The following is an 11,969-nucleotide window of genomic DNA, read 5'->3' on the forward strand; positions in this document are numbered from 1 at the left end:
CCACCCGGCCCACCCCGACCAGCTCCTCCACAGCGGGAGACACGACCGCAACGGGCACGCCGACACCGCCCGCCTTCGCCAGCGCGTCCATCGGCACCTCCGCCTCCGCCTCCGCTGGTGCAGGTGCGGCGGCTGGTGACGAGGCGGACGGCTCCCTCGCCCACACCGGTGCTGGCAGCGGAACCCTCTGGCTTCTCGGCGCCGGCGGACTCCTCCTGGCCGCCGGAGCAGGCGCCTACTACGCCGCCCGCCGCCGCAGGACCCACGCCGGTGCCCCCGCCACCGGCCAGCACCGGCGCACCGATGACCAGTAGCACCGCAGCCTCCAAAGGCCCCGGAAACCCCAGGTTTCCGGGGCCTTCGGCGTCTACGACAGCGGTCTACGGCAGGTCGGAGTCCCGTCCTCGTGGGCCCGATGGGGCGGCTTTGCCGGATCGCTCAGAGCGGCCCCGGCCGAGAGGGCAACCGCGACGTGCGATCGGTGCCGACGGCCAGACCTGCGACGCGGGAAGTACTGACGGTCCGTGTGCCAGGCCGCCGCGGTGATCGACTCCTCCCGGCTGCCTGGCGACCCCTCCGGGCTCCATCTGCGTCTCTCCTACTCCGACGAACTGTCCGAGCCCCCCACTCGGACACGCTGGAGCGGTGGGAGGTCGAAATTCTCCACGCCCGCCGCGTGCATGACGGCGGTCGGTGCCCGGCGGTGCCCGGCGAGTGCACCAGCGCAGACTGCCCCGCGTAGGCGAGGGAGGATGAACCAGTCGGGGAGATGTGACCTTCTAGCGGGTGCACCTGGACCGGGGGTTGAATGTGTACTGGTCCTTGTACGAGGAGGGAGGGGGCCTCTACGAGTTCGCCCGGGTGCTGCTCGACCCGGACGCTGGCTACTTCACGGACGAAGTGAATGAGTCCCTCGCCGACGCGGGCGGCCTCGCCCTGCTCATCATGGACCGCGTGACGCTGGCCAGGCCATGTAGGGGGCGCGGCTTGGCTGCGATCCTGGCCGCCGAGGCCATCCACCAGCTGCTCCCTGGATGCCGGGCCTGTTCGCCCGGAATCGCCGATCTCGGTCTCGACCAGCAACGAACCCTCGACCGGGCCGAATGGGACCGTGTGACAGCACGCATTCGCACGGGGTGGGAGAGGGTCGGCTTCCGCCCCTACTTTACCGACTGCTGATCTGACCAGGTGGACAGTGAACTGGGCAGATGCGTCGCGTAGGTGACCGTGACCTGGCGGTGTCGGTTGCGAGGGTGGTGTCGATCGTGTCGGTGCGCGGCGCGGGCAGCGCGACAGGCGCCGGCCCCTACGCCCATCACCCCGTGGCCCGTTGGGGCCTACCTGAGTGATGCCCCTGGGAACCCCGGCTGGGCGGTGCTGCGCACGAGCGCAGCACCATCTGCGATGTATTGCTGTCGGGACCGCGCGTGACCGCCCATCATGAATTCCACCGCAGGACTAGACGGTGAGGTGGCACATGGACAGTTCGGACAGCCGCCAGGACTTGCGCTGGGTGACGGCGGTGCGTGCCCTCGACAGCCTCCACCGCACCACCGCATGGCTGCGCTGCGCGAGCATGGCCCTGCTATGGGCCTCCCTGGCCTGGACCCCGGCGTCCGCGCGCACACACAGCGCTCTCGCCCTCCTGCTCGCCACCGCCGGAGCCGTCCTGTCCCTTCTGCACGCCTATCCGGAGACCAGGAGGCGTATCGAGGAGGCCAGCGACCGGCTCCCCCCGCTGTACCGGCTGTTCGATCACCTCGACAGCACCCGGGGGCGGGCCTCCTTCAACTTGCCGGGGCTGGCGGAAGGCTTCGGCATGGCGGCGATGGGGCTCGCCCTCGTCGGCCCGTACGGCCCGGAAGGCTCCGGCGTCTCGGTGACGATCGTCCAGCTCTCCGCCGTCATGGTGTTCGTGACGCTGGTCTTCGTCAACATCGTGTGCGACCCGGGCTATTACGCGCCATCCCAGTACATGAAGCTGGGGCCCGACGAGAGCAGGGGCGCCGCGGACAGGTGGCTGGTGCTGTTGCGGCGGCTCATCCCCGTCGGCGCGCTGCTGATCGCCGGGGGGTTGTTTGTACCGGACTGGACGGCGTCGCTGGCGGCCGTCCCCCGCGCCGCGCGGGTGTGCGTCGTCCTCGGCGCCGGTGCGGTCGCTGTCGTGTGGTGGTCTTTCGACCGGATCCTGGACGCGGCGGTCACCACTGCGGTCGACGTCGAGCGGGGGGTGCGCGTCGAGGCGTGCCGCGATCTGCACAGCATGTCCAAGACCGGCGTTTCCATGGTGGCCTTGGCCGAACGGAGCGACCACTACCAGCGCGCCGAGGTTCGCGGTCTGCTGCGGGACACGCTCGTGCAGATCGAGGAGATGCGCCTGGACTGGCTTGTTCCGGGGCGGGGGCGCGGAGGAACCGTGGGGTCGCTGTGGGAGGCGGTGCTCTGCGTGATGGAGCGCGAACTACGCAAGCGCTGCGTGCTGGATCCAGGAAGTGCGTCGGTCACGTTGCCGTCCACCGACTTCCAGGTCACTCGGCGTCTCCTCTCCGACCTGGTGACCAACGCCGTCCGGGCCGGGGCGTTGAAGGTGGTGGTGAGCGTGAGCGTCTGCCGCGCTTCCGACGCCCAGGGCGGAGACGTTGTGCGGATCCGGGTCACGGTGGCCGACGACGGGCCGGGAATGCACTCGGACGCGATGGGACAGAACAGCAGCCTCGTTGTCCTGAAACGAGATCTGGACCGCTACCAGGGGTCCATAGAGTTCGCCGCGCGTGAGGGCGGTGGCACCAGGGTGGACGCGGACTGGTCGTCCCCGAAGCCGGCCGAGCGGTGGCCGGTCCAAGCAGCCGTCCGAGAAAGTGAGTGAACGATGCGTGTACTCGTGGTCGACGACCAGTGGATCGTCGAATCGGCCGTCGCCCGCGCCCTGGCTCCCGCCGAACACGTCGTGGTCGGCGTTCGGTCCCCGGAGGAGCTGGCCGAGAAGTTCACCACGGACCGGGACTTCCAGCTCGCCTTCATCGATCTCGATTTCCTCCATGAGTCGACGAAGTCCGGGCTCGCCGCACTGGAGGAGTGTGGCAAGGCGCGAGTTCCGGCCGCCGTCCTCACCTCCGACGGCGAGCACAACCGGATCCTCCATCTCCTGGCTGCGTTCGAGTTCTACCCCGACACCTTGACACTGCTGTCCAAGCACGGTGCCGAGAAGGACATGCGCGACATCGCCACCGCGATCGCCTACGGCCATCATCCTCCGCGCCCGGGAGCGGCGGCCAGATTCCGGCCCCCGCGCCGTGGGCCTTCCTGGATCAACAGCCTCGTCCGCCGGCCCGGGGATCTCGATCTGTGGCGCGCAGCGGCCAGTTATGACCGGTATTCGACAATCATCCAGGAGACCAAGGTGGGACCGCGCTCGCTGTCGACGTTCCTGGAGCAGTCCGCTGAAGCCGTGCACGCATTGCAGCACGAGTTCTTCGGCGCTGCACCGCCTGGGGACAAGCTGAAGGCCGGATCCCGCAACAAACACCTCCAAGTCGTGACCGCATTCGCGCAGACGTACGCCCGGTTCTTCAGCGACAAGGATGTCGAACGTCTAGTGAACGAGACGTGGGGAACCGAGGGGCGGCAGGAGGGCCAAGGGCCCGCGGCGGCCATCCGCCGCCGCAAGCCCCGCACCGGGCTAGGGAAATGACGATGCCTACCGTAGACGACTGGCGGCCCTTCATGGCACCCGCGCTGGAACATGGGCCGGTGTGGGCATTCCTGGCCGTGTTCGCCGTGAGCCCCGGTGCCCCGGCGCTGCTCGCCCTCGTACTGGAACGCCGGTTGCTGCGCCCCCGGCACGAGTTCACCGCGTTCCTCTACGGCGATCCGGCACTGGCCGTGTCCTGCGCGGCCGGTGTCTGGCTTACCGACTCCCAGCGCGCCGCCTCCGTGCCGGTCACAGGATGGCCCGCAGTGGCGATGACGGTGCCGCCGCTGGTGTTCGGCCTGTGGCAGGGCCGGTGGGAGGTGCGGACCGGCCTCTACACACGTGCGCAGCTGCTGTCCCCGACGAAGATCTGGCACCAAGCTGTCGTCTACCCGCTGCTGACCTATCTGGTCGGCAGTTCGTTCCTGAGGGGTGTGACATCAGGTGCCGAGGGGCCGCTCCGATGGGTGGTGCTGGCCGTGATGGCGGGTTGTCTCCTGTTCTGGATCGCGGCAAATGTCCATGACCGCCGCCATCCCAGTACGGGCCATCCGCCGTACGAATGGCGTCAGTTGAGGCCGCTGGCCTCGATGGACGCGATGGTTCGCGCGTCCGCCCACGAAACCTTGCCCGACGCCGCGCGCAACAGCCCCGGGCCGGGCGTGAACCAACGCCCCTGACCAGGCGAAACAGTGAATGCCTATACCCGTCTCGTCGGCGATCGTGGTCGTGGAAGCAAGCCACGGACCAGACGGGAAAGGCGACATGGAAACATATCTGCTGGCGCTGGAAGTCATCGGTGTCTACCTCACGCTCGCGGTGGCGGTGCGCGAGGCGTGGCGGCGCAAGAAGAAGTGAGCCGGGGCTCTGGCCTCCATCACTGCTTGCCGGTGATCTTGTCAGCCCGTACAACGATGAGGCGGTCGCCGTTGGAGAATTCGGCCCGCTGGTCCAACCGATGGGCCGAAGTGCTGCGAAGTGGGAGGCCCGGGTTCGGACTCCGGGCCTGTGGGTGAGCCAGGCGTCGATACGAGCGAGGTTGATCGCCGCTCCGTCAGCTAGTGCTGGAGGCTTGTCTTGCTCAGTCCGCAGTAGCGGGACCTGCGCAGGCCGCAGGCGAGCACGCCCAGCGAGATGGTGCCCTCGACACCGGCGCGGGTCTTGTTCCGCTCCTTCCATTCGGGGGTCTGCTGTAAGACTCGGGCCAGCCCTGATGGCCTCGTTGCTGGGCGGTGACGGATCTCCAGCTCGCGGCGTTTCGCGGCGGCGGAGCTGATGCAGGCAGTCCGGGCCGGGTCGGGGCGTTCGTCACAACTGGTGTCCGAGAAGTTGGACTTCGAGGTCGGCGATGCGTTTCTCGGCGAACCGGAGGTTGGAGCGGGCGCCTTCGAGTCGTTCTTGGAGTGAGCGGTGTTCTTGGGCCAGTTGGTCGACGCGGCGTTTGAGCTGGGTGTTCTCGGTGCGGAGGGCTGGGGCGGTGTCCGCCGGGGTCTTGTGTTCAGTGTCGCGTAGTTGACCCATGAGTTCACCGATCTGCTTGCGTTGGGCGAACACGGTTTCCTGGGTGCGGGTGAGTGCTTCCTCGGCATTGAGCGCGCGTTCGCGCCAGGAGGTTTCGATGCGCTCGTGTTCCTGTTGGGCTCCTTGAGCGCGCCGTTGTCGGGTGTGTGCGACGGCTGCCTGGACGAGGGCTCGTGCGTCGGGGTTCTCGTAGCAGAAGGTGGCGGACACACCTGCTCGCTCGGCGATGGCTCGGATGGTGACCCGTCCGCGTTCGCGCCGGAGTTGACTGATCGCCTTCTCCAGGTCGGTGAGTTTGGTGCGTGTCTGGCGACGGCGGGCGGCGATCGCGGCCGCGGTGGAGTCGGCGGTGGACGTCATGCGGCATCGCCCTCCTCAGACTCCGGCGGGCTAGAGAGATCTGCCGTTCGGAAGGCGGTGGCCCAGACGCGGCCGAAGTAGTCCTGTGGGCGCCGAAGGTCGAGTGCGAGCGCTTCGTCCAGGAGGCTGACTGCCTCCAGTGCCCGCTCCAGACCGGTAATCGCGCGGGCGGTGGGCTCAAACACCCCGTGAAGGTAGTCGGCTGTGGCGCTGTCCGGCGCGCGCTCGGCGAGCATGCGCCACTGCTCGCGCTTGCGATGCCAGTAGACGAGGTCGGCACCCGACATCACGAACTTCTCGCAGCCGTGGCAGTTGAGATTGAAAGGGCAGGCCGCTCCCTCGACGACGTGCTGGAAGGTGCAGAACCCACCGTCGGCCGGGGTCGACCGGCGGGTCAGGTCGATGGCCAGGGCCTCGGCTTCCTCCCTGGACATAGGCTCGCTGCCCGACAGGACGAGGCCGGGCTCGGCCGTCCCGGGGCCGGCGACCCAGATGGTCTGCAGGGCATGCTCGAGGCGGGGGTCGGTGTTGGCAAGGTGGACATAGTGCTCGGCCATCCGCTCCGAGACCTGGCCGAGGTAGCGTTTGACGTGGATCAGGTCGGCACCGTTGCCCAGCAGGCTCGTCGCCAGGGTGTGGCGACTCTGATGGGGAACGCAGTGGGCGATGTCGAGGGTGTCCACCCAGCTGCGGAAGAGGCGGATGAACCACGCGTAGCTGACGCCCTTGAGGAGGTTCCGGTTGCTCTTCTCCCTGGGGAACAGGGCGATCTGTCGGCGCTCGCGCGGAGTGGGGGCCCGGCCGTTGCGTCGGGTGAAGCGGGCGATGGTCACAGCCTGGCGGCTCTCGATCCGCTGGTACAGCCGCTCAGGGATGCGGATGGCCGCGTCATAGTTGCCGACCTTGGTCTGGTCGTGCCAGAACATCGGCAGTCCATTCAGCCGGCCGATGCACTCCAGGCGGACGTCGAGCACCTCACCGCAACGGCGTCCCAGCAGGACCAGTGCTTCCCAGGCGTCGCGCAGTCCGCGGTCGTTGACATCGAACACCTCCAGGCTCGCCAGGTTGTCCGGGTGGGCCAGAGCCCTGGCCACGTCGTCGGGGAAAGGGGACCGGCGGCGCGAAGGAGGCTTGGCGCTCGGCATCGTGAGGATGAACCCGCGGTCCAGACCGATCCTGTCGGCGGTGCCGGTCTCCAGCGCTCTGCGCAGCACGCGGCGGACGCCCGAGAGGACTGTGGCGACAGTGCTGGCGCTGACAGTCGACGGCTCGCCTGCCTTCTCCCGGCCCTGAGGCCGGTGAATGCCCAGGGACTTCAGGCGCTGCCGGGCCCGGTTACGCTGATCGGCCACGAAGTCGGTCGCATGGGAGGCGGTCAGCACGGTGGGATCGTGTCCGCCGTCCGAGACGAAAGCTTCCAGGTAGGCGCTCAGCTCCACGCACCCGCGGCGTAGTTCATCGAAGACGCTCCGGCTGCGGGGCGGGTTCGCGGTCAACCGGGCAGCCATCATGTCCCAGAGCACATCCCTCAACCACCGCTGGGTGACCCGGCTCAGATCAATTCTGCCGTTGGATTTCGGGAAGCGAACACCGAAGTGCTCGGTTTCGATGAACCCGGCATCCCTGGTGTCCTCACGGGTGAAGTAGACGGGGCGCAGGTAGCCGACCATCGCCGTGCCGATCTGGCGAATGCCGTGACTGACGTGGGCCAGGTCAAGGTCGGCCAGGGAGTTCGCTCGGGTGGTGCGGCAATGTTCGGCAAGGTGCTGGATCACGGGCAGCCGCCAGTGGCTTCCCTGGTCCGGCACCTGCGTGTGATGGAACATCGACCACTTGATCTCTGCCTTGACCAGCGGCTTGAGGCCCAGCAGCGACAGTGTGCCGTGAGCCCGCGTGGCCGGCCCGGTCGTGCGGCACCATTGCCGGAAGGCGGCCTCGTCCTGGTAGCTGACGACCACGGGCCGGTGCCATTGGGTGGCCATCCGGCCCCAGTTGTGTGGCGGGTGGGCTCCGCCAGGGCGGCCCGCACGGTAGTAGAGGAGCCGATGGCGTCGGCACAGCCCCAGCGCATGCCCTGCCTCCTCCGGACACACCACCACCCGGCACTGCCCGAACGAGGCCAGCACCGGCTGCCCACCCAGCCACTCGGCGAAGTCCGGTTCGGCTCCACTCCGTTTCCGGCCCTGGCGCCGTGCCACGCCCCAGCGAGCGGCGTGCGAGTAACACAGGCCCTCCTGGCTGTGAGCCGGCAGGTGGGGGCAGATGCGGCAGGACGTGGGCGTCCTCCAAGACTTCGCTTCCAGCGGCTGGGCGATGTCCAGGAAATCAGTGATGCTGCGGCCTGCTTCCCGTTCGCGCCACCACACACGTTGGTGGACGAGGCAGAAATCGCCGCCCGGGTAGAGAGCTCGCCGACAATGGAGAACTCCACACTCCCACCCGTAGACAGGATGGTCCGCAGGCAGGTGGATGACGTCGCCGCGCAAGGCCGCATCAAAGTGCGGGGAGTTGAGCAAGGCCGTCAGCACCTCCAGCCGGTCTGCCGTTGTGCGGCTCGGGGCTGTGGGCGGCGAGGCTACGGGCAGCAGCCGGCGGGCCGGGGCGGTCACTCCTCCTCACCCCAGACCGTGTTCAAGGCCGCGACGAACTGCGGCGAGTGCTGGTCTGGGTGGCCATAGACCTCATCGACCATCTGCATCGAGGCCCAGTTGCCCGCCTCCTTGGCCACCAGCAGATCGTTCCCCGACGCATCCAGAAGCCCGCCCATCGTGGAGTGCCGGAACTGGTGCGGCTTGATGCGGCCGGGCAGACCGGCCCGTCTTCCGGCGCGGCGCAGCATGCCCCGGGCGGCGTCCGCCGTCCACGGCTCGCCGATCCGCGGACCGTGCAACTGGATCAAGAGCATCCCGTGCCCGGTGGCGTACCTCGTGTACTCGGTGGTCATGTAGGCGAAGTAGGAGCTGATCATTGCCGGGCTCACCCGGTAAATCTCCCCGCCGATGACCACTCCGTCCTGCACCTGCCACTCGGGCTTCTTCTTCGCCGCCGCCCGGTTCGGGTTACCCCCTCGATGACACACATGGGCATGCGGACTCCTACACTCACCGCAGGCCGCGTTATCTCGAAGGTGCAGGTCGACCAGGTGCAGCCCGGTCAATCCGCCGATCCGCAACGTCGTGTCGGACAGCCAGGTCACCACCATCGCGTCCCGAGCCGTATTGACCTCGTTCAGCAACTCGGGCCGCGCACCGTCCGGGAGCATCTTGGGATGACGGCGCAGCGAACGGCCCGCAGGCGTAAGCGGGTTGGCCGGCATCGAAGTCACCACGTGCCCCAGCAGAGCCCGGTCCCGGTCTGGCTGCGTCGGTAGACGACGCACATCCAACGCCTCCCTGAGCGCGGGATTCACCCCCTGCCGGACGCACTGATACAGGTAGAAGCCCTTCAAGGATGCGGCCGCGACCTTGAGAGCATCGGCACCGTACGGACGCTTCGGGGGCACCCGCCATGGCTCACCAAACGGCATCGGCACCCGTGCCCCCACCGCGCCCATGTACCGCTGCAGGTCCGACAGCGAGATGGTCGCTGTTACCAGTCCTTCACGCACCCGCCACCGCAGGTGATCGACCAGGGTGTACGCGTACGTCCGCTGCGTCCCCGACCCCTCGTACTGACGCAGGAAGGAGTCGGCCTCCTGATCCACGGCCAAGTCCGGCCACACGACCGTGTACGACCGGCTACCGTCCCCCCGGACTATCTCCTGCACACGAATGTCGTCCAGGACAATCACGCTACGCACTTACCCTCCCGTCGCATACCTACGCGACGAACAGGCTTACCGAGATCGGTTAACGCGAACGCGAACGCCCCACAGATCACCCCGACGAGTGATCCCGACACGCACAACACAGTCGGTAATCCCTACCGGGGCAACATCTACCTCGCCTCGCCAGCCGACGAGAACCTCGAAGAACAGTGAGCCGTACTGGGCGCGGAGCTCGCGCAACTCGGTGCCGCCTGGCGGGAGGAAGCCCCCGAGGACTTGCCTGGGTGAACCACCTGGCACGCCCCGTTGAGGTGTTCCTGAGAGAGCAGACTGCGCGTAACCATGAGGAACGGATGACGTGCAGGGACGGTCAACGGGCGGCCAGGAGGACGATGCGTGGGGCGGCGGTGTCTATTACCACGCCGTGCGGGGGCACCCCGGTGCGTTGACGTCGACGGTGATGACGGCCTGTTCGAGAACGATGCCCGCGCGCCAGTGTTTTGCTTGCCTGCGGGCCTCAGATCACGTCGATCGGGCGGGCGAGCGGACCGGGCACAGAGTGATGAAAGGTTGGGACACGAGGGGTGTTGAATTCCACGGGTGCTCCGTCGAGCCGCGGAAGGCTGCAGCTGCATCCGGTCGGTGATTCAGTGAGGTTTTGGGACTCGACCGTCTCCCGTGGCTGTGTCGAGCGAGCAGGTGTTGGCGTACACGTTCGCGGGTACGCCGACACCGCGGATGTCGCCCCAGAGGTCTAAAGGTTGTTGCAGAAGGGTGGGTGTGGGCAGGTCGATGTTTCGTCTGACCTGCTCTTTCACCGAGCCATGGCGCGGTTGTGCATGGTGGCGACGGCCTGGACCGCGTGGTGGAGGCCGTCGCCCTTCTGACGGCAGTCGCGGAGGATCTTCCAGTTCTTCATGCGGGCGAAGGTGCGCTCGACGCGGGCTCGGACCCGGCGATGTTCGGCGTTGTCTTCCTCCTGGCCGCGCAGGAGGGGTCGGCCGGGCCTTCTGCGGTGGGGCACGATCAGCCCGGTTCCGAGGTAGGCGCCGTCCGCGATGACGGTGGTGCCCGCGGCCTGCGTCGGCAGATCCGACTCCCGCCACACGTGGGCGTCGGCCTTGTTTCCGGGTGCCGGTCGGGCGCTCGCGACGACCAGGCGTCTGTCCGCGTCAATGATGACCTGCACGTTTGCCGAGAAACGGTAGTTCCCCCGGCCACGAGCCAGGCAACTCAACAGTTCCGCTTTAACAACCGGAAACCTGCCAGACAGTCGCAGCCGCACCGGGTTGGTCGGCCACGCCTACCTGATTGGGTCCAACCGGAGGAGCCATGATGACGTCCGACTCCTTCCCCCGGCGACCCTGTGTCCCCCCTGCTCACAGACGGTCCCTGTGCCAGCCGTCGTTCGCCGAAACGCATCCCCACGGAACACCTGATCTCGTAGAACTGTGAACTCTCTCCGGCGCGCGGCCAGTGGCCACTCCCGGAGCGTCGCCTCCGACGAGCCATCGGCCCCTCGGCTCCGGCTGGAGGGGAACACTCACTTTCTCCGGGGGCGTGCGGGGGTCCGCTCGGCGGCCGGTCCCCGGCTGTTCCCTGGCTCCCCGGCGGGTACGGCCCGCACGGCTGTTCTCCTTCCCAGGCCGCTGAGGCGGCGCCATCATGACGGCCAGGGACACCCGGAGCCGGGGGGTACGCGGTGAGGACGATGCGTGTATACGGAGTGTTGTTGGGCCTGGCCCTGGGCCTCGCCGCGGTCGCGGGCTGCGACGACGGGTCCACGGGCTCCGCCGGGGCGGGGCCGAGCGCGTCGGCGTCGGCAACCGGGACGCCGACCTGGCGGCCGCCCACCGGCGACGACAGCCCACGACCGGGCGGACCCGATAACGAGGGCCTCTCCTTCCTGCCGCCCGGGCCCGATGCGCCCAATACGGAGAACGCGCCGGACCCCGAGAGCGTCTACGACCTGCTGCGGGACCGGCCCCGCGACTGCGGGGCGGCTCGGCGCGAGATTCCCGACGCCCCTGAGGACATCGAGGAGACCGCCCACTCCGAGCCGAAGGCCTGGGATGTCGTCCGCGGTCTCGCCGAGGCGTGCATGGCGATCCAGGACAAGGGCGGCAGCTGGCGGGAGGCGGCGCGGGCGTACGAGGGGGTGCCGGGCGGCGGTCCGGCCACGTGCAAGGGCCGGGCGGCGTACAAGGTCCTGGGCCGGCTGCTGCGCTGGCACCGGGAGCACCGCGGCGCCACGACGACCCTGCGCAAGCCGCCGGGCGGCGGGGCGCCCGCGTGCCAGTGGCGCATAGTCCGGCTGGACGCGGGCGGGGACACGGTGGCGCGGCCGGGGGAGACGGTGAAGGTGGAGCTGCGGGGCACCTACTTCGACTACGGCGACGCGACAGGAGTCGTCGTAAATCTCGACCGTCAGTACGTGGACATGACGGAGATGCGGATGTCGGGCGACCGTATGACGGTCAGCTTCGAGGTCCCCAAAGGTACGCTTCCGGGCCGCCGTACGGTGCGCGTCCTCTCGAGGTACCCGGCGGCGGTACAGCGAACCCTGACGATCAAGTCCGCGGACGGCCCTGTGAGTCCCCTGCCCCCCGAACCCTCCCCGACCGCCCCCGA

General features: G+C 68.4%; 8 protein-coding genes and 3 pseudogenes. 6 read left to right on the forward strand and 5 right to left on the reverse strand.

The window, feature by feature from the left end; genetic code table 11:
* From A8W25_RS33110 to A8W25_RS30835, 5 genes are all read left to right on the forward strand, one after another.
* Nucleotides 1–314, forward strand: a 314-nt coding sequence (locus A8W25_RS33110) for an LPXTG cell wall anchor domain-containing protein (protein ID WP_158942831.1), incomplete at its 5' end; no start/stop codon positions are given.
* Nucleotides 315–786: 472 nt separating this feature from the next.
* The gene (locus tag A8W25_RS30820) at nt 787–1,179 is read left to right on the forward strand and encodes a hypothetical protein (RefSeq protein ID WP_067167759.1); all 393 of its coding nucleotides are present in this window, start codon (nt 787–789) and stop codon (nt 1,177–1,179) included.
* Nucleotides 1,180–1,477: 298 nt separating this feature from the next.
* Complete coding sequence (locus A8W25_RS30825; protein ID WP_067167760.1) at nt 1,478–2,866, forward strand: ATP-binding protein; 1,389 nt, start codon at nt 1,478–1,480, stop codon at nt 2,864–2,866.
* A 15-nt stretch (nt 2,867–2,881) separates the two neighbouring features.
* Nucleotides 2,882–3,691, forward strand: a complete 810-nt coding sequence (locus A8W25_RS30830) for a hypothetical protein (RefSeq protein ID WP_234386701.1) — start codon at nt 2,882–2,884, stop codon at nt 3,689–3,691.
* Between the two features lie 32 nt (nt 3,692–3,723).
* Nucleotides 3,724–4,371 (forward strand): hypothetical protein, encoded by a 648-nt coding sequence (locus tag A8W25_RS30835; protein ID WP_158942833.1) that lies wholly within the window; start codon nt 3,724–3,726, stop codon nt 4,369–4,371.
* 378 nt (nt 4,372–4,749) lie between these two features.
* Here A8W25_RS30835 and A8W25_RS35325 read toward each other — a convergent pair.
* The 5 genes and pseudogenes from A8W25_RS35325 to A8W25_RS30855 all read right to left on the reverse strand — a co-directional run.
* Nucleotides 4,750–4,974 (reverse strand): annotated as a pseudogene (locus A8W25_RS35325) (transposase); the annotation flags it as partial.
* A gap of 25 nt (nt 4,975–4,999) precedes the next feature.
* A complete protein-coding gene (locus A8W25_RS35330) occupies nt 5,000–5,572 on the reverse strand; it encodes a DUF6262 family protein (RefSeq protein WP_067167768.1) in 573 nt (190 codons plus the stop codon).
* Nucleotides 5,569–8,181 (reverse strand): tyrosine-type recombinase/integrase, encoded by a 2,613-nt coding sequence (locus A8W25_RS35335; protein ID WP_234386712.1) that lies wholly within the window; start codon nt 8,179–8,181, stop codon nt 5,569–5,571. The genes A8W25_RS35330 and A8W25_RS35335 overlap by 4 nt, the downstream gene beginning before the upstream one ends.
* Nucleotides 8,178–9,275 (reverse strand): tyrosine-type recombinase/integrase, encoded by a 1,098-nt coding sequence (locus A8W25_RS30850; RefSeq protein WP_234386714.1) that lies wholly within the window; start codon nt 9,273–9,275, stop codon nt 8,178–8,180. Before A8W25_RS30850 ends, A8W25_RS35335 begins: the two co-directional genes overlap by 4 nt.
* Nucleotides 9,276–10,152: 877 nt before the next feature.
* Nucleotides 10,153–10,548: pseudogene (locus A8W25_RS30855) on the reverse strand (transposase family protein); the annotation flags it as partial.
* Between the two features lie 501 nt (nt 10,549–11,049).
* Here A8W25_RS30855 and A8W25_RS30860 point away from each other — a divergent pair.
* Nucleotides 11,050–11,969: pseudogene (locus A8W25_RS30860) on the forward strand (hypothetical protein); the annotation flags it as partial.

It is taken from the genome of Streptomyces sp. ERV7, assembly GCF_001653515.1.
GTDB lineage: Bacteria > Actinomycetota > Actinomycetes > Streptomycetales > Streptomycetaceae > Streptomyces.